At 62.6% G+C, this 17,855-nt stretch carries 15 protein-coding genes; 12 read left to right on the top strand and 3 right to left on the bottom strand.

The features are described from left to right. The first annotated feature begins 8 nt into the window (after positions 1 to 8). The 11 genes from B7H23_RS09705 to B7H23_RS09655 all read left to right on the top strand — a co-directional run bounded on the left by B7H23_RS09705 (position 9) and on the right by B7H23_RS09655 (position 12,711). A complete protein-coding gene (locus B7H23_RS09705; RefSeq protein WP_094077226.1) occupies positions 9 to 932 on the top strand; it encodes a D-alanine--D-alanine ligase in 924 nt (307 codons plus the stop codon). After that, complete coding sequence (locus B7H23_RS09700) at positions 920 to 1,822, top strand: cell division protein FtsQ/DivIB (protein ID WP_094077225.1); 903 nt, start codon at positions 920 to 922, stop codon at positions 1,820 to 1,822. Before B7H23_RS09705 ends, B7H23_RS09700 begins: the two co-directional genes overlap by 13 nt. Next, positions 1,819 to 3,117, top strand: a complete 1,299-nt coding sequence (gene ftsA / locus B7H23_RS09695) for a cell division protein FtsA (RefSeq protein WP_094077224.1) — start codon at positions 1,819 to 1,821, stop codon at positions 3,115 to 3,117. The genes B7H23_RS09700 and ftsA overlap by 4 nt, the downstream gene beginning before the upstream one ends. 78 nt (positions 3,118 to 3,195) lie before the next feature. Continuing rightward, positions 3,196 to 4,959: a cell division protein FtsZ gene (ftsZ, locus tag B7H23_RS09690; RefSeq protein WP_094077223.1), complete on the top strand. Its 1,764-nt coding sequence runs from the start codon at positions 3,196 to 3,198 to the stop codon at positions 4,957 to 4,959. A gap of 260 nt (positions 4,960 to 5,219) precedes the next feature. Beyond that, positions 5,220 to 6,164, top strand: coding sequence for a UDP-3-O-acyl-N-acetylglucosamine deacetylase (lpxC, locus tag B7H23_RS09685; protein ID WP_240535045.1), 945 nt, complete (start codon positions 5,220 to 5,222; stop codon positions 6,162 to 6,164). A 204-nt stretch (positions 6,165 to 6,368) separates the two neighbouring features. After that, positions 6,369 to 7,193: an outer membrane protein assembly factor BamD gene (locus B7H23_RS09680; RefSeq protein WP_420814483.1), complete on the top strand. Its 825-nt coding sequence runs from the start codon at positions 6,369 to 6,371 to the stop codon at positions 7,191 to 7,193. A 40-nt stretch (positions 7,194 to 7,233) separates the two neighbouring features. Further along, a complete protein-coding gene (gene recN, locus B7H23_RS09675) occupies positions 7,234 to 8,901 on the top strand; it encodes a DNA repair protein RecN (protein WP_094077220.1) in 1,668 nt (555 codons plus the stop codon). 93 nt (positions 8,902 to 8,994) lie between these two features. Next, on the top strand, positions 8,995 to 11,121 hold the full coding sequence (ligA, locus tag B7H23_RS09670; protein ID WP_094077219.1) for an NAD-dependent DNA ligase LigA: 2,127 nt from the start codon (positions 8,995 to 8,997) through the stop codon (positions 11,119 to 11,121). Then, a complete protein-coding gene (locus tag B7H23_RS09665) occupies positions 11,118 to 11,681 on the top strand; it encodes a GNAT family N-acetyltransferase (RefSeq protein WP_094077218.1) in 564 nt (187 codons plus the stop codon). Before ligA ends, B7H23_RS09665 begins: the two co-directional genes overlap by 4 nt. Next, positions 11,678 to 12,415, top strand: a complete 738-nt coding sequence (locus B7H23_RS09660; protein ID WP_094077217.1) for an AzlC family ABC transporter permease — start codon at positions 11,678 to 11,680, stop codon at positions 12,413 to 12,415. The genes B7H23_RS09665 and B7H23_RS09660 overlap by 4 nt, the downstream gene beginning before the upstream one ends. Further along, positions 12,412 to 12,711, top strand: coding sequence for an AzlD family protein (locus tag B7H23_RS09655; protein ID WP_094077216.1), 300 nt, complete (start codon positions 12,412 to 12,414; stop codon positions 12,709 to 12,711). Before B7H23_RS09660 ends, B7H23_RS09655 begins: the two co-directional genes overlap by 4 nt. Here B7H23_RS09655 and B7H23_RS09650 read toward each other — a convergent pair. Continuing rightward, positions 12,704 to 14,554 (bottom strand): aminopeptidase P family protein, encoded by a 1,851-nt coding sequence (locus tag B7H23_RS09650; protein ID WP_094077215.1) that lies wholly within the window; start codon positions 14,552 to 14,554, stop codon positions 12,704 to 12,706. The two genes, B7H23_RS09655 and B7H23_RS09650, sit on opposite strands and share 8 nt — an antisense overlap. Positions 14,555 to 14,780: 226 nt before the next feature. On the opposite strand from B7H23_RS09650, the gene B7H23_RS16040 reads away from it, so the two are divergent. Then, positions 14,781 to 14,933, top strand: coding sequence for a hypothetical protein (locus tag B7H23_RS16040; RefSeq protein WP_158215808.1), 153 nt, complete (start codon positions 14,781 to 14,783; stop codon positions 14,931 to 14,933). 17 nt (positions 14,934 to 14,950) lie between these two features. Here B7H23_RS16040 and B7H23_RS09645 read toward each other — a convergent pair whose 3' ends face one another. Beyond that, on the bottom strand, positions 14,951 to 15,829 hold the full coding sequence (locus B7H23_RS09645) for a 50S ribosomal protein L11 methyltransferase (protein ID WP_094077214.1): 879 nt from the start codon (positions 15,827 to 15,829) through the stop codon (positions 14,951 to 14,953). After that, positions 15,826 to 17,751 carry a cation:proton antiporter gene (locus B7H23_RS09640; RefSeq protein WP_094077213.1) on the bottom strand — a complete coding sequence of 642 codons (1,926 nt, stop codon included), beginning with the start codon at positions 17,749 to 17,751 and terminating at the stop codon, positions 15,826 to 15,828. Before B7H23_RS09640 ends, B7H23_RS09645 begins: the two co-directional genes overlap by 4 nt. Positions 17,752 to 17,855: the final 104 nt, after the last annotated feature.

Raw genomic sequence — 17,855 nt, 5'->3', positions numbered from 1 at the left:
GGGGTGCCATGAGCCGCCACGTTGCCGTTTTAATGGGAGGATTTTCGTCGGAGAGGCCCGTCAGCCTCGATTCCGGCGAGGCCTGTGCTGCCGCTCTCGAAGAGGCAGGCTACCGGGTGAGCCGTGTCGATGTGGACCGCAACCTGCCGCTAACGCTGGCCGAGATGAAGCCGGATGTGGCTTTCAATGCGCTGCATGGGCCATTTGGCGAAGACGGCACGGTCCAGGGCGTTCTGGAATTTCTTGGCATACCCTACACCCATTCTGGCGTCCTTTCCTCGGCTCTCGCCATGGACAAGGAGGTCAGCAAGATCCTGGCCAGGAAGGCTGGCATCCCGGTGGCCGAATCCAAGGTGATGAATCGCTTCGACATCGGTTCGGCGCACCCCATTCCAGCGCCCTACGTCATCAAACCGGTTGCGGAAGGCTCGTCCTTCGGCGTTCTGATCGTCGATGGCGATCAGCCTCATCCGCCCCAGTCGGTTACCTCCGACGACTGGAGATATGGCGACATCGTCATGGTGGAGCGCTACATTGCAGGGCGCGAACTGACCTGTGCGGTCATGGGCGACGTCGCTATCGGCGTCACCGAAATCGTTCCGCACGGCGACAAATTCTACGATTACGACGAGAAATATTCCGAAAATGGCGCGACGCATGTCTGTCCGGCGGATCTGCCGGTGCATGTGACACGCAAGATTCAGGATTACTCGTTGCGCGCCCACAAAGCGATGAACTGCCGCGGCGTGACCCGCTCCGACTTCCGCTATGACGACCGCCGCTCCGAGGATGGCGAGATCATCTGGCTCGAAGTCAACACGCAGCCGGGCATGACCGAACAGTCGCTGGTGCCGGAACTGGCGGCCCATGCCGGCCATTCCATGGCGGAACTGGTCAGCTGGATGGTGGAGGATGCGTCATGCGGGCGCTGATCGACCATCTTTCCGTTCGCAGGGGCCTCGGTGTGCTGCCCAAGCCGCTGCGCCGACCGGCCCGGTTCTGCCGTCGTTTCTTCCTGGGGCAGGTGGCTGTTCCGGATACTGCGACGCCGGTCATCATCGGCGGGTTTTTCGCTGCATGGATCGTCTCTGGTGTGATAATGGGCGGCCATATTGCGGGCGTGACGGGCACTGTCGCCAATGCGACCGGCTTCGGTGTGGCCGAGCTGGCCGTCGCCGGCAACCGTTTCACCGATGAGAAGGCGATCGCCAATGCTATCGGTCTCGAGAATGACCGCGCGCTTCTCGGTCTGAACGTCGAGGATGCCCGCAGTGCGGTCGCCGCGCTGCCCTGGGTCAAGTCGGCGGAAGTGCGCAAAGCCTATCCGTCCGGCCTAACCGTCGAAATCGTCGAACATAAGCCGGCCGCCCTTTGGCAGGTGGGATCGTTCGTTCAGGTCATCGATCGGACGGGCATGGTGATTGCGCCCTATGAGGGCGTCGTTCTGTCCGGCCTACCGCTGGTCGTCGGCGAAGGTGCTGCCGATCATGCGCGGCAGATCAGCGACCTAGTGGCCGCCTATCCCACGGTAGAGGATCGGGTCCGAGCCTTCATCCGGGTCGGTCATCGCCGCTGGGATCTGCAACTGGACAATGGCGTAACGGTCAAACTGCCGGAGCGCCGCGCGGCCGAAGCGCTTGCGCGTCTGGAGGAGGGCAATCTGTTCTCCGAACTGGTCGCCCGTGACGTCAGCGCCATCGACATGCGCATCGAGGGCCAACTCGTGATCGCAACGTCCGACGAGGTGATGGAGGCGCGCCGCAAGGCGTTCGAGACCATCGAAAAGAATCTTCGACGGTCACTGCTGGAGGGGCGGACATGACCATTCTGCCTTTCCCGCGTCACCGCGGCGCGCGTGGCGGCGTCCTGACCGTCCTCGATATCGGATCCACCAAGCTGACCTGCATCATTGCCCGGCTGAAGCCGCGCGAGGAGAATGGCGAGGTCTTGAAGGGCCGTACTCACCAGATGCGCGTGATCGGCATCGGCCACTGCCGCAGCAACGGCGTCAAAGGCGGCGTCATCGTCGATCTCGACGCGGCCGAACGCTCGATCCGGAAAGTCGTTGAATCGGCTGAGCATATGGCCGGGCTCACGGTCGATTCCATCATCGTCAATCTTTCAGCGGGTCGCCTTAAGTCGGAAAGTTTCGTTGCCCATGTCGATCTGGCCGGACACGAGGTCGAGGCCGGCGATGTGTCGCGTGTGCTCGCGGCTGGCGCCCGGTTGTCGGAAGAGGCGGAACGGACGGTCCTCCACTCCCTGCCCACCGGCTTTTCGCTGGACGAAGAAGGCGGCATCACCGATCCGCGCGGCATGGTCGCCGATCGCCTTGGCGTCACGATGCATGTGCTGACCGGCGATGCCGGACCGCTGCGAAATCTCGAATTGGCGATCAATCGTTGCCATCTATCGGTCGAACGGATCGTCGCAACGCCTTATGCGTCCGGTCTTTCCACGCTGGTCGACGACGAGGTGTCGATGGGCGCGGCCTGTATCGATCTGGGTGGCGGCACCACGACCCTTTCGGTCTTTCAGAGCGGGCGGTTCATCCATGCCGACGCTTTGGCCGTGGGCGGCCAGCACGTGACGCTGGATCTCGCCCGTGGCATGTCGACCTCCATCGAGGAAGCCGAGCGGCTGAAGGTCATGCATGGCTCGGCTCTACCGAGCGCCGCCGATGACCGCGAACTGATCAGCGTGCCGGCCCTCTCCGGCGAGGAGAGCACGACGGTTCCGCGTTCGGTCGTAACCAAGATCATCCGAGCGCGAATCGAAGAGACGCTTGAACTGATTCGCGACCGGCTGAACGAGTCCGGCCATGCCGGTATCGTCGGAAAGCGGCTCGTTCTGACGGGCGGCGCTTCGCAATTGAACGGCATTCCGGAAGTCGCCCGGCGCATTCTCGGTCGCAATGTTCGCATCGGGCGGCCCCTCGGCGTTTCCGGTCTGCCGGAGATGGGCAAGGGACCGGCTTTCGCCACCGCGGTGGGGCTGCTGATCTATCCGCAGGTCGCCCGCTTCGAATCCCGCCAGCGTGGTGGGGCAGCAGGTTTCGCATTGCAGGCGGGGGGCCGTTTCGCACGGGTCGGCGCCTGGTTGCGGGAGAGTTTTTAGAAAACGGCAATGGCTGCCCCCGCAGCCATGTCACAATCAGTCGCAGGAGCCTCCCAGAGGGTAAAGGACGGGAAGACCATGAGTATCAATCTACAGAAGCCAGATATCACCGAACTAAAGCCCCGGATCACCGTGTTCGGCGTGGGTGGCGGCGGCGGCAATGCCGTGAACAACATGATCTCCGCTGGCCTCGAAGGTGTGGATTTCGTGGTGGCCAACACCGATGCCCAGGCGCTTGCGATGAGCAAGTCTGACCGGATCATCCAGCTCGGTGCGCACGTCACCGAAGGTCTCGGCGCGGGCAGCCAGCCAGAGGTCGGACGCGCCGCAGCCGAAGAATGCATCGATGAAATCGTGGATCATCTGTCCTCGACCCATATGTGCTTCGTCACCGCCGGCATGGGCGGCGGCACGGGCACGGGCGCGGCGCCTGTTGTGGCCAATGCGGCCCGCGAGAAGGGCATCCTAACGGTTGGCGTCGTCACCAAGCCTTTCGACTTCGAAGGCAAGCGCCGGATGCGGATTGCCGATCAGGGCATCGAAGACCTTCACAAGGCCGTCGATACGCTGATCGTGATTCCGAACCAGAACCTGTTCCGGATCGCCAACGACAAGACGACCTTCGCCGACGCGTTCGGCATGGCCGACCAGGTGCTGTTTTCGGGTGTCGCCTGCATTACCGACCTGATGGTCAAGGAAGGCTTGATCAATCTGGATTTCGCCGATGTTCGCTCGGTTATGCGCGAAATGGGCAAAGCCATGATGGGTACGGGCGAAGCGTCCGGCGAGGGCCGTGCCATGGCCGCCGCCGAAGCGGCGATCGCCAACCCGCTCCTCGACGAAAGCTCGATGAAGGGTGCCGATGGCCTTCTAATCTCCATCACCGGCGGCCGCGATCTGACGCTTTACGAAGTCGATGAGGCGGCGACCCGCATCCGCGAGGAAGTCGATCCGGACGCCAACATCATCCTCGGTGCGACCTTCGATGAAAGCCTCGAAGGCATCATCCGCGTCAGTGTCGTCGCCACCGGCATCGACCGCAATGCGTCGAGCCTGGAACAGCAGGTCCTGGAATCGCGACCTGTTACGGCACGCGCCGCGGCTCCGGTGGAGCCTGCACCCCGCCCGACGCCAGCCGCGCGCCCGGTTGAAATGTCGGCCCCGTCTCAGCCGGCCGCCCCGGCGCCGAAAGCTCGCCCCGCACCGGTCGAACCGGCTGCGCGCCCGACGAGCCAGATCTTCGGCGCCATGCCGCAGTCGGCGCCCGCCCCGGCGGCAGCGAGGCCAGCGCCCGTCGCACCACGGCGCGATATGGAGCCTCAGGCTTCCACGGCGGCTCAGCCGGCCCCCGTTCGCCAGCAGGCTCTGCCGCTGGATGAGCCGGCGATGATGGAGCCTGCCGCCGACGCGCGGTTCGCGGCCAAGCCTGCACCGACCGAACGCACCGAGCCGGTGGATGAAATGCCGCGCATGCCGAGCGTGGAAGATTTCCCGCCGCAGCTTCGCGCAGAGATCGCGCATCGCCACGATGGGCGGCATGAGGAGGCCGATCGTGGCCCGCTCGGCCTGATCAAGAAGCTGACGACCGGCCTCGGTCGCCGTGAGGACGATACCGCCCGCCCAAGCGAGGCGCCATCGGCCCATGCCGCGCCGCGTGCGCCGAAACTGCGTCCCGCAGCGCCGGCTGCTCCCGCAGCTGAACGCCGGCCGACGGCTCAGGACTCATCGGTCTACGCGCCGCGTCGCGGCCAGACGGACCAGGTCGGCCGTTTGAACCCGCAGGTTCGCAGTGAAGAGGAAGCACTGGAAATCCCGGCTTTCCTGCGGCGGCAGGCCAACTGACCTCACACAATCTTCACAATTTGAGGGCCGGCTCCGAAAGGGGCCGGCCCTTTGCTGTGCAAGGGATTGGGCGATTTTCTCCCGGGGCTTTTACGCAAACGTTACGATTCGTACGTTTCGGGTAAACAAGCGTGATTTCCTTCTTTTCGACCCGACGGTTAGACCGATGACGTACCCGATTGCCAATAGGGGAGGCGCGGGTGCTTCTGAAAGCCTGATCGGCACCCTTGGTGCCCATGGAAAACGGGGACGAAAGACGCGTGTCAGACCGCCAGACCACTTTGTGCGAAAGCGTTACGTTCGAAAGCGCAGGCGTACACTCCGGCCGTCTCGTCCGCATGGAGTGCCATCCGGCTGACGCCAATACGGGCATTGTCTTTCATCGTACGCTCGACGATGGCCGCATCGTTAGCCTGCCCGCCAAAGCATCTTCCGTTATTGCGACGTCGTTCGCCACGGTTCTCGGCGCGCCTTGCGGCACATCGATTGCGACGATCGAACATTTGATGGCAGCCGCCATGGGCTGCGGCATCGACAATATGGTCGTCGAGATCGACGAGGCCGAGGTGCCGATCATGGACGGCTCGTCGCGCGCTTTCGTTGAAGGTTTTCTGGAAGCTGGCATTCGCACATTGGCAACGCCGCGCCGCTACATGAAAATTTTGAAGCCGGTCCGCGTGCAGAGCGGGCTGTCCTATGCCGAGTTTCTGCCGTCGGACGGCACGCGGTTCGATGTCGCCATCGATTTCGCCAACCCGGTTATCGGTGCCCAGCACGCGGTGCTGGACCTGAAGGCGGAGACTTTTCAGCATGAATTCGCTTTCGCGCGAACCTTCGGTTTCATGAAGGATGTCGAAGGCCTTTGGGCAGCCGGCTTTGCGCTTGGCGCCTCGCTGGAAAACACCGTTGTGATCGGCGACGATGACCGAGTCGTCAATCCGGGCGGTCTTCGCGGCGCCGATGAATTCGTTCGCCACAAGCTGCTGGACGCCGTGGGCGATCTTGCGCTGGCAGGGATGCCGTTCATCGGCACGTTCCGGTCGTATCGCAGTGGCCACCGCATTAATGCCATGGCGCTGAAGGCATTGATGGACGACAGAACCGCCTGGCGCATCGAAACGGACATGGCCGGCTCCGCCGTTCGTGCGGGCGCCATGGCCATGGCGGTCGCCGCCGCACCGAGCCTTGCGCCAGAGTTCGACTGATATTTTCAGGTCACATCCTTCCGAAAGAGTGCCGGTGGGCAAGGGCGAAATCGGCGATTGCCCCAGCGTTGCCACAATGACAGCACACGACAGATGCGAGATTGCCGCCGGGCTTCGCTTCCTTTATGGCGATGTGCGGGTTTTGGGGTTTGAGGGTAGACAATGAGTGAGCGGATCGAACGCGTTCCAGCCGGAAAGTTCAAGATGATTGCAGGGGCGGCCATGCTGGCCGTGCTGCCGGTTCTCGGCGCATGCACCTCTACCGACGATGCCGATCTGGCCCTCTACGTCGAGAATATCGAACCGGCCGACCGCCTCTACAACCAAGGGCTCGCCAATCTCGAGGCGGGCCGGATGACGGAAGCCGGGCGCAAGTTCAAAGCCGTCGAAAACCAGCATCCCTACACCGATTTCGGCCGCAAGGCCCTGGTTATGCAAGCCTTCACTCAATACCGGCAGGGCCAGTTCGACGACGCCATCCAGACGGCCAAGCGGTACACGACACTTTACCCTGCAACCGACGATGCGGCTTACGCCACTTATATTGCCGGGCTCTCCTACTGGCGGCAGATCGAAGATGTGACGCGCGACCAGGAAGAAACCAAGCGGATGATCCAGGTAATGAACCAGGTCGTCACACGCTGGCCGGATAGCGAATATGTCGACGATGCCCAGTCTAAGATCCGGTTCGGTCGCGACCAGCTCGCCGGCAAGGAAATGCAGGTCGGTCGCTATTATCTGGAACGGCGCGAATATCTGGCGGCCATTCGCCGCTTTCGCTATGTGGTGGAGAACTATTCCAACACGCGCCATGTCGAAGAAGCCCTGGCGCGCCTGACCGAATCCTATCTTGCCATGGGGCTCGTGGACGAAGCGCAGAACTCGGCTGCCGTTCTCGGCTATAACTTCCCCGACAGCCAGTGGTATAAGGACGCCTATGCCCTGCTGACGGAAGGTGGCTACAAGCCGCAGCAGAGCTCCGGCGGATGGCTCAGCCGCGTCGGCTTCGGCAAGAAGTCGGAAGGCTGATCCGGGCCGGTCGGGCAGAACACGAAATCATCGGCGGGCTATGCTGGCTTCCCTCTCGATCCGTGACATTGTGCTGATCGAGCGGCTCGATCTTGACCTGTCCGCCGGATTGTCGGTTCTGACGGGCGAGACAGGCGCTGGCAAATCGATCCTTCTCGATGCGCTGGCACTTGCACTCGGCGCGCGCGGCGATGCCGGGCTGGTGCGGGCCGGCCAGAGCCAGGGCCAAGTCACGGCAGTGTTCGACATTCCCTCGGCCCATCCCGCCCGGCAAATCCTTCGCGACAACGATCTGGACGATGATGGCGATATCATTCTGCGGCGCGTGCAGAACGCCGATGGTCGAACGCGCGTCTTCGTCAACGACCGTGCGTCCTCCGTCGGGCTGATGCGCCAGCTCGGTATCGAACTCGTTGAAATACACGGCCAGCACGACGATCGCGCCCTGGTCGATCTGGCGGCGCATCGCGTGCTGCTCGACGCCTTTGGCGGTTTGCTCGGTGAAGTGCAAAGTCTCTCGCGTATTTACACCACCTGGCACAGGGCAGAAAGCAGTCTTGCGGCTCATCGTGCACGAATCGAGGAAGCAGCGCGAGAAACCGATTATCTGCGCGCCTCAGTCGAAGAGCTGACCGAACTCGACCCGCAACCTGGCGAGGAAGAGGAACTGGCCGAACGGCGCACGGCCATGCAGCGTGCGGAGAAGATCGCAGTTGAAATCGCCGATGCGCAGGAGGTGCTGTCCGGATCGGATGCACCGATGGGGCAGCTTGCCTCGCTAATGCGGCGGCTGGAACGTAAAAGCGCCGATCATCCCGAACTTCTTTCGGGGATCGTGACCTCTCTGGACGAAGCGATGATTGCGCTCGATGCCGTTCAGGCCGGGGTCGATGAGGCGCAGCGTGCGGCACAGTTCGATCCGCACGAGTTGGAGGCCGCAGAGGAGCGACTGTTTTCGCTAAGGGCGGCAAGCCGCAAATTCAACGTGCCCGTGGAAGCGCTGCCAGAGCTGCGGGACCGCATGGCCGACGATCTTGCCGATATCGATGCGGGCGAAGAACGTCTCGCCATGATGGAACAAGCTGCGCGGGAAGCGTTGGCCGAATACGACGAAGCAGCCGCGCTGCTGTCCGAAAAGCGCAAGGCGGCGGCGGAGGCTCTCGCCGATGCCGTGATGGCCGAGCTACCAGCGCTGAAACTGGATCGGGCGCGCTTCTTCGTTCATTTCGAAAGCGATCCTGCCGCCCGCAGCGCCGACGGAATTGATAGCGCCGAGTTCTGGGTGCAGACCAATCCCGGCACGCGCGGCGGGCCGATGATGAAGGTGGCGTCCGGGGGCGAACTCTCCCGCTTTCTGTTGGCGCTCAAGGTCGCGCTCGCCGATCGCGGATCGGCGCCGACGCTCGTCTTCGACGAGATCGATACCGGTGTTGGGGGCGCTGTGGCGGATGCGATCGGTGCGCGTCTGGCACGGCTGGCGGAGACTGTTCAGGTTCTCTCGGTCACTCATGCTCCGCAGGTGGCAGCGCGTGCCGCAACGCATTTCCTGATCGCCAAGAGCGGAGAAGACCGGATGGCGACTTCGGTATCGCCCATGGCGCGAAACGAACGGAGCGAAGAGATTGCGCGTATGCTGTCCGGCGCATCCGTCACGGACGAAGCGCGCGCGGCAGCGGAAAAGCTTCTCCATGCCGCAGAAACGGGATGACGCTTCGGATCGTGTGTCCGACGCAACTTCACGCTTGATCGCTGGTGGGACTGGCCGGTATCGCTACAGGCAGTTCTGAATGCGGAGTGCCCCATCGTGGCTGAAAACAGGCCGGTCGAAAAGCTGACGGAAGACGAGGCGCGCGCCGAGCTGGACCGCCTGGCCGCCGAGATTGCCGAGCACGACCGCCGCTATCATGGCGAGGATGCGCCCGCCATCTCGGATGCGGCCTATGACGAATTGCGTAAGCGCAACAGCGCGATCGAAGAACGCTTTCCCAAACTCGTCCTTGCCGATTCGCCGTCCAAACGAATCGGCGCGCCCGTATCGGAGAAATTTGAAAAGGTGCGGCATGCTGTGCCGATGCTCTCGCTCGACAATGCGTTTTCCGACGAGGATGTGCGCGAGTTCGCCGCGCGCGTCCGGCGGTTCCTCAAGATGGAGGCCGATGTCGAACTGGCGCTGACGGCGGAGCCGAAGATCGACGGCCTGTCGCTTTCGCTTCGCTATGAGAAGGGCCGGCTCGTTACCGCCGCGACACGCGGCGACGGCCGGGTTGGCGAGAACGTCACCGTCAATGCGCGGACCATCGATACCATTCCCACGGAATTGAAAGGTGACGTGCCGGATGTCGTGGAAGTGCGCGGCGAAGTCTATATGCGCCACGAGGAATTCGCGGCCTTGAACGCGCGGCAGGCGGAGGCGGGGAAAACCGTCTTCGCCAATCCGCGCAACGCTGCCGCCGGCTCGCTTCGCCAGCTCGATTCGTCCATCACGGCGGCGCGTCCGCTCGCCTTCTTTGCCTATGCCTGGGGCGAATTGTCGGAGCGGCCGCGCGACACGCAGGGCGCGATGGTGGGCTGGCTGGCGGAGATCGGCTTTTCGACGAATCCGCTGATGGAGCGCTTTACCGATCTCGATGCGCTGATCGCCCACTATCATCGGATCGAAGAGGATCGTGCTGGGTTGGGCTACGACATTGACGGCGTCGTCTACAAGGTCGACGGTCTGCGCTTGCAGGAGCGCCTTGGCTTCGTATCAAGGTCGCCGCGTTGGGCCATCGCCCACAAATTCCCCGCCGAAAAGGCCGTGACGGAACTTCTGGCCATCGACATTCAGGTCGGTCGCACGGGTGCGCATACGCCCGTCGCCCGTTTGACGCCTGTGACCGTCGGCGGCGTCGTTGTCACCAATGCGACGCTGCACAATCCCGATGAAATCGCACGGCTCGACGTCCGGCTTGGCGATTCGGTTGAAGTGCAGCGTGCAGGAGACGTTATTCCGCAAATACTACGCGCGTTTCCCGAAAGGCGACCGAAGGACACCGAGCCTTACGAATTTCCGTCCCAGTGTCTTTGCGAACTGAAAACGCCACTGGTGCGCGAAACAACCGCCGGGGGCGTCGAGGGGGTTGTGCGGCGCTGCACGGGCGAGTTCGCCTGCCCCTATCAGCGGCGTGAGCACCTGAAGCACCTGGTCGGGCGCAAAGGCTTCGACATCGATGGGCTCGGTGACAAGCAGATCGACTGGTTTTACGAACGCGAAGACGAGAACCTGCGAATCCGGGAGCCGGCGGATATCTTCACGCTACAGAAGCGTCAGGACAGGGCGCTGACCAAGCTGAAGAATTGCGACGGTTGGGGCGAAACGTCCGTGCGCAATCTGTTCGACGCCATCGAGGCCCGCCGGACGGTGCCGCTCGACCGGGTGATCTATTCGCTGGGCATTCGTCATGTCGGCGAAACCACGTCGCGCACGCTGGCGCGCGCTTATGGTTCATGGGCGTCGTTCGAGATAGTGGCCGCGAGGCTGGCGAAAGGCGACGAAGACGCCAAGCTGGAGATGGAAGCGCTGGACGATATCGGCGGGGCGGTAACCCAAGCGGTTGCCCGGTATTTTTCGCAGGATGAGAATTGCGCGATGGTCGACCGGCTGATCGGCGAACTGACCGTCGAGGAGGCCGAAGCGCCGGCAGCGAACGGTTCCCCCGTTACCGGAAAAACCATCGTCTTTACCGGCTCACTGGAACGGATGTCGCGTGACGAGGCGAAGGCGATGGCCGACCGGCTGGGCGCGAAGGCGGCCGGGTCGGTGTCGAAGAAAACCGATCTGGTGGTCGCGGGTCCGGGCGCGGGCAGCAAGCTGAAAAAGGCCGAGGAGCTTGGAATCGAGGTCATCACCGAGGACGAATGGTTCGACAGAGTGGGAGAAAGCGAATGAATACCGTTACCGATATCGCGCCTGCCGACTGGGCAGGGTTCGAAGAGGTGATGGGGCCAAAGGGCGGTTGCGGCGGATGCTGGTGCATGCTTTGGCGGCGCAGCGCCAAAGAGATGGATGCCGCCACTGGCGAAGAGAACAAGGCGGCGATACGCGCCCGGTTCGAGGCTGATCCGCCACCGGGGCTGATCGCCCGGATAGATGGTAAGCCGGCCGGGTGGATTTCCGTCGACAGGCGCGAAGTCTTTCCGCGCATGAAGTCATCCCGCATTTTCAAACCGGTCGACGACGCCGCGGTCTGGTCGGTCACCTGTTTCCTGGTGAAGAAGGAGTATCGGCGAACGGCGCTCTGCACCGCGCTGCTCAACGCCGCCGTGGAGTTTGTCGCGGCGCAGGGTGGTACGATCGTCGAGGGCTATCCTATCGATACGCCCAAGGAAAAATACCCGCCGCTCTACGCCTTTACCGGCTTTGTCGAGAGCTTTCGCCGCGCCAATTTCAAGGAAGTCGCGCGGCGCTCTCCGACCCGTCCGATCATGCGACGAAGCGTCGCCCCGTGACCGCACCGCCGCTTTCTCCCGCAGCCGGTTTTGTCGCCGGCATTGTCCGGTCCCTGCCGATCTGCGCGGCTATCGCGCCCTTCGGCCTTCTCTACGGCGCGCTGGCCGCCGATACCGGCCTTTCCGTTTTCGAAGCCACCTTCATGAGCGCGACGATCTTCGGTGGCGCCAGTCAGATGGTCGGCCTTCAGCTTTTCGACGGGCGGGTGCCGGGCTGGCTGATCGTTCTGTCGATCTTTGCGGTCAATTTCCGGCACATTCTCTATTCGGCGGCGCTTGGCCCGAAAATAATGCATTGGCGGCCCTGGCAGCGGCTGGTGGGCTGGTTTGTGCTCTCGGATCCGCAATTCGCCGAATCGATGAAAATGGCGGACAAACGGCCCGTTGCCTTTTCCTGGTATTTCGGGCTTGGCCTGACGATTTATGGTCTCTGGGTTCTGGAGAGCTATCTCGGCGCGCGTTTCGGGGCGCTGATCGAGGATCCTGAGGCGCTGGGTCTCGACTTCATGTTGCCCCTCTACTTTTTCGGGATGCTTTACGATTTTCGCTCCCGCAAGCCGTTCTTCCCGATCGTCGGGGCGAGCGCTGCCGGCTCGGTGCTGGCCATGCTGACCGTCGGTTCGCCCTGGCATGTCTCGATCGGCGCGATCTGCGGCATTGCGACCGCCATTCTGATCGGCGCGCCCGAAGCACCGCCGCCCATGCCGCCCGAAGCCAAGGAGCGGACGACATGAACGGCATGATCTGGGTGATTCTGTTCGGCGCGCTCGCAACTTATGGCACGCGCATCGGCGGCCATCTCATCCTCAGCCGCTTCGAGCGCATTCATCCGCGCGTCCAAGCGGGGCTGAATGCAGTGCCGGCCGCCGTTCTGACCACGCTGGTGGCACCGGCCATGATTACCGCCGGGCCGGCCGAATGGGCCGCCATCATCTTCGCCGCCTTTATTGGGCTGAGGGCAAAACTGACCGGCATGTTCTTCGCGTCGGCCGTTCTTCTCATCGTCCTGCGGCAGATCGGGTTCAGCTAGCTTCGCTTTTGTGTTGCAAGGGCGCACAGGCCTCATTTAGCCATTCCAGAACGTCGCCTGAAAGAAGCGGGCCGATTTCGCCTGCGACACGCCGATGATAGGCGTCCAGCCATTCGATCTCATCGGAGGTCATCAGTTCAGGACCGATCAGGCGGCGGTCGAAGGGACAGAGCGTCAAGGTTTCGAAACCGTGCATGGGCGTATCGCCGCCCGCAATATCAGAGGCCGGCTCCACCACGATGAGATTTTCAAGCCGGATGCCATAGGCCCCTTCGCGATAGTAACCGGGCTCGTTCGAGACGATCATGCCGGCGTGAAGCGGCACCTTGCCCGTCCGCGCGATCCGTTGCGGACCTTCATGAACGGCCAGGAACGATCCGACGCCATGGCCCGTGCCGTGCGCATAATCCATGCCGGCCATCCATAGCGGGCGCCGGGCGATCGGATCGAGTTCCGACCCCCAGGCCTTTTGCGGGAAGCGCGCAAGGGTGAGCGCGATCATGCCGCGAAGAACTATGGTGGCGTGGCGACGCATTTGTCCGATCGGCTCGCCAATAGCGACGGTGCGGGTGATGTCGGTGGTCCCATCCAGATACTGGCCGCCGGAATCGATGAGATAGAGTTCGCCTCCGCCCAGCGTCCGGTTGCTCGCTTCCGTGACCCGATAATGCATGATCGCGCCGTTCGGCCCGGAACCCGAAATCGTATCGAATGAGATATCCTGCAACTCGGAGCCATTCGCGATCGCCATTTCGATCCGGCAGGCTTCCAGCTTCTCGACGGCGGCGATCTCGGTCACGCTGCCCGGCGCCTGCCTCGAAAGCCAATGCAGGAATGTCACCATCGCGGCGCCGTCCCGGCGGTGGGCCGAACGTGCGCCTTCGATTTCGACATCGTTCTTGATCGCTCGCGGCAGGCGCGCAGGATCATCGAAGGGATCGACCGACCCGCCCGCTATCGTGATGGCATCGCCAATGCCGCGTGAGGCGAGGGCAGGATCGAGACCGACCCGCTTGTCAGCCCTGCCCAGTTGGGCCAAGGCTTCGGCGAAAGCGTCCGGCCCCTCGATCGTCACCATCTGGCGCAGATAGGCATGCGCCTCGCGATCGAGTTTCCGGCGATCCACGAACAGCACCGGTTCGTCCGTCGCGGGGACGATCATAAAGGCGAAGGTCAACGGATTGTGCGGCACGTCCGAGCCGCGAATGTTCAGCGTCCAGGCCACAGAAGCGGGATCGGTTAGAACCGTCGCGTCGAAACCGGCCTTGGCGATGGCCGCCTGCATGGTCTCGATCTTGTCGCTGGCCAGTCGGCCGGAATGCTCTTTCGCCTGAATACGGGTTTGGCCGAGAGGGGGAGGCGGCTGGTTCGGCCAGATGGCGTCTACCGGGTTCTCTTCCAGAAAGACGAGCGCGCCGCCCCTGCTGGACAAGGCCCGATCCAGCGCCTTGGTCTCGCCGATCGTGTGCAGCCAGGGATCGATGCCGAGACGGAGGGGGCCGTCTCGTTCCGCGATCCATGCCGAGGGCGGGTTCGAGACGAGGCTTTCGACGGTGAAGAGGGCAGGATCGACCTGTCCCTTCGCCTGAAGCGTGTAACGGCCATCGACAAATAGAACGGCTTCGTCAGCCAGAACGATCGCGGCGCCGGCGGAACCGGTGAAACCGGTCACGTAGGCAAGGCGTTCGGCGCGTTCCGGCAGATATTCGCTCTGATGCTCGTCGGCGTGAGGTATGAGGATCGCGTCGACATCGGCCGTGCGCATAAGCTTTCGCAGCGCAGACAGCCGTTCTGCCGCCGGCACTTTCTCCGCCGGAGCTGCAAAGGATTGATAATGCGCCATAATTTGTCTGTCCCATCGGAAATCACAAGCCGCCAAGCTAGGGGGCGCGATAGCCTGAGGCAAGCGGATAGCGCTGCAAGGAGAGTGAATAAAGGGTTAGGCATACGGTTTCTTCGCATATGCAAAAAGCGGAGGTTAGTCATGCGCATATGGTTCTGGTTCCGCAGGGCGACACACCTCATCTTGGTAGCAAGACATCAAGAGACAAACCGAAGGATCGAAACCGATGAGCAACAGAAACGTATTTCGCGGCATGTTCGACGCCCTGGTCGAAGCCCGTAGCCGTCAGGCCGCTGCCTATGTTCGCAACCACATGGAACTGATGGACGACAACGACCGCCGCCGTTCCGGTTTCCCGACCGGCGGTCGCCGCTTCTGAGCGGCTCGGCCAATAATCTAGCGTCTCAGGTGAAGCGTGGACCATCCTTCCCGATGGATGGTCCGGACGTGGCGGAATCCCTGCCCGGTATAGGCCGCAATGACGCTGCGCCGCTGTTCGTCCAGAATACCGGATAGCAGCACCGATCCATTGGCCGCCAGGTGCCGCGCCATTTCCGGTGCCAGTCGCCTGAGCGGTCCGGCCAGAATGTTCGCCACGATGAGATCGTACGGCTCTCCAACCCTGATGGCCGTGTGACCGAAACCAGTGGCCGTCCAACACCGAACCCGATCGTGTACGCCGTTGAGGCGAACATTGTGGCGGGCGACCTCCACGGCGACAGCGTCGATATCCGTTGCGATAACGTGAGCGGGCGACAGTCGCGCCGCTGCAATGGCCAGAACGGCGCTGCCCGTGCCGAGGTCCAGAATGGTCTGCGGCCGCTCGGCCTTTAAGATATCCTGCAACAAGATGAGGCAACCGGCCGTGGTGCCATGATGGCCGGTCCCGAAGGCTTGGCCGGCTTCGATCTCGATGCCGATTTGGCCAAGTCCCACCGCTGCGCGGTCATGCCGACCGTGAACGGTGATCCGCTTTGCCTGAACCGGTTTCAGTCCCTCAAGCGATTTCTCCACCCAATCGACATCGTGAAAAACTTCCCTACGGAGTTCTTCAGCCGGCGCATTTTCGGCGACCCACGCTCTGAATGCGTCGGCGACCCGTTCGGAGTCGCCAAGGGGGTAGACCGACGTTTCGAAAATGTCTCGATCTTCATCGATTTCTTGCAGAACGACGGCGTATCCATCGTCTTCGAAGAACTGACCGGCCCAATCGTAGGCAGCCCGCGCGACCGCACGGGTCGCGGTCAGATAGAACCGACAGTCTTCTTCGGTCATGGCAGGTTGGGCTTTGGCGGGTCGGACGGCTGCTTCTCCAACGGCACGGTGTCGCGTGTTTCACGCTCGTCGCTTGTTTCCCCATCCTTGCCGTTTCGCCATTCTTCATGCTCGCGTCGCCGGGTCTCCGCATCGCGCGGCGGCGGCCCGAAGCTGATCAGCTTGTGGCCTGGCGCTGGATTGTTCTCACGAGTCGTCGAGCGGAAGACGAGGTCCCCCCCCTGGGTGATCCAGAGCAGAAGGATCGTCTTGTCGGGGCGGCTTTCCTGATACTGTTCGTAGGTGAACTCATCGGTCAGCGTGGTGGATGTGAAGACGTAACCCCGATCGATCAACGCACGCAGATCGAAATAGGCTTGTTCAGGATCGCGTGTGAGGGGGCGTCCGCCCAGCGTGAAGTTCATCGTCTGGCTGTCAGGACGAGGCCGACCGTCACCGATCTGGAAGACACGGTCGCGCCCGACCTCGGGTCCGAAATCGGTGCAGACCAGCGTGTTATAGGCATCGTCCGCCGTCGCCGCGATAACCGTGGAGAAGCGGCTGACATCCAGGCGATGATGCGCTTCCTCGCTCAGCACCTCGCCGAACCAGGTGGGGATTTCCCTCAGACGGGCCTCGCGAAGCCTGTCATACTCCCGGTCGGTAATCAGCACCGGCACGCCGTCATCCTGCAGGCGAACGGCAAGATTGGTGGTAAAACGCGAACCGCCGACGATCAGGACGCCCGGCCGGGCCGTGGAGCGCAGGTCGAGCAGCCGGGCCAATGGCGTCAGCGTAAAGGCATGAGCAAGAATCGTCGCCGTGACCACCGCGAACGCATAGGCAACCATGACGGGACCATCGGCCACGCCATTGGCGGTCAGTGCCGCACCGAACAGGCCTGACACGGCCACCGCGACGATGCCGCGCGGCGCGATCCAGCCGACGAGAAGCCGTTCTTTCCAGGAAAGACCGGCGCCGATCGTGACAAGACCGATAATAACCGGGCGAATGACGAACATGACCATCACGACGAAGGCGAAAGCCTGCCAGCCGAGCTGCCTGATGACGTCCATATCCAGAGCCGCCGTCAACAGGATGAAGAGCGACGACACAAGAAGGACGGTCATCGCCTCCTTGAAGCGTCGCAGGTCTCCGAGGCTCGCCATGCGGCTGTTGGCGAGCGTGATGCCCATGACGGTCACGGTTAGAAGACCGGCCTCTTCCAGAATCACATTGGTCAGCGCAAAGCCGCTGATGACCACCGCGAAAAGAACGGGCACCTTGAGATACTCCGGCACGTGCCCGCGCGTGAAGGTGTAAGCGATGAAACGGCCCAACAGATAGCCTCCGCCAACCGCCACCACAGCCGCAAAAACGATGCTGAGAAGGAGGTTTCCGGCTTCGTGATGGCCAGACGTGACCATGTAGGTCTCAAAGGCGATGACCGCGAACAGCGCACCGAGCGCATCGTTGACGATCGCCTCCCAACGCAGCAGGGATGCAGGACGGCTGGCCAGTTGCGCATGACGCAGCATTGGCATGATGACGGTCGGGCCGGTCACAACGAGAATGGCGCCCAGCACCGCGGCGGTCGGCCATGACAGGCCGCCCACGTAATGCGCCGCAAGCGCTGTCGTCGCCCAGACGAGCGGGCCAGCGAAATAGATCAGTCGACGCACACCCATCGAAGTTTCGCGGATCTCCCGAAAATTGAGTGTCAGGCCACCTTCGAAGAGGATGATCGCGACCGCCAGCGAAACGACGGGCCGATAAACGTCACCGAAATCTCTGACCGGATTGATGAAATCGGTTAAAGGGCCGGCCACGAAGCCCGCTGCCAGCAAAAGGACGATAGCCGGTAGGTGAGTGCGCCACGCAATCCATTGGGCTGCGATGCCTGCCGCGCCGATAAAGGCCAGTTTCAATGCTATGTCGTGCAAAAGTTCCGCTCCGGCGGGTGGGCGCTAGGCCGTTGATCGTGGCAAAGATAGCCCAAAGATTGTGCGAGGCAATATCGGGCGGAAGCCGCTGGTGAAACTAGCGC

Origin of the sequence: Notoacmeibacter marinus (assembly GCF_002238045.1) — a bacterium.
Classification (GTDB): Bacteria; Pseudomonadota; Alphaproteobacteria; order Rhizobiales; family Rhizobiaceae; genus Notoacmeibacter; species Notoacmeibacter marinus.
The sequence above is the reverse complement of the archived record's forward strand: the minus strand, read 5'-3'. Positions and strand labels throughout refer to the sequence as shown.

Bases quoted from the DNA above. Each gene is read 5' to 3' on its own strand.
- B7H23_RS09655 (WP_094077216.1), top strand. From the start codon at position 12,412: ATGAACGGCATGATCTGGGTGATTCTGTTCGGCGCGCTCGCAACTTAT.
- B7H23_RS09680 (WP_420814483.1), top strand. From the start codon at position 6,369: ATGATTGCAGGGGCGGCCATGCTGGCCGTGCTGCCGGTTCTCGGCGCA.
- B7H23_RS09700 (WP_094077225.1), top strand. From the start codon at position 920: ATGCGGGCGCTGATCGACCATCTTTCCGTTCGCAGGGGCCTCGGTGTG.
- recN (WP_094077220.1), top strand. From the start codon at position 7,234: ATGCTGGCTTCCCTCTCGATCCGTGACATTGTGCTGATCGAGCGGCTC.
- B7H23_RS09650 (WP_094077215.1), bottom strand. From the start codon at position 14,554: ATGGCGCATTATCAATCCTTTGCAGCTCCGGCGGAGAAAGTGCCGGCG.
- B7H23_RS09665 (WP_094077218.1), top strand. From the start codon at position 11,118: ATGAATACCGTTACCGATATCGCGCCTGCCGACTGGGCAGGGTTCGAA.
- B7H23_RS16040 (WP_158215808.1), top strand. From the start codon at position 14,781: ATGAGCAACAGAAACGTATTTCGCGGCATGTTCGACGCCCTGGTCGAA.
- B7H23_RS09645 (WP_094077214.1), bottom strand. From the start codon at position 15,829: ATGACCGAAGAAGACTGTCGGTTCTATCTGACCGCGACCCGTGCGGTC.
- ftsZ (WP_094077223.1), top strand. From the start codon at position 3,196: ATGAGTATCAATCTACAGAAGCCAGATATCACCGAACTAAAGCCCCGG.
- ftsA (WP_094077224.1), top strand. From the start codon at position 1,819: ATGACCATTCTGCCTTTCCCGCGTCACCGCGGCGCGCGTGGCGGCGTC.
- B7H23_RS09705 (WP_094077226.1), top strand. From the start codon at position 9: ATGAGCCGCCACGTTGCCGTTTTAATGGGAGGATTTTCGTCGGAGAGG.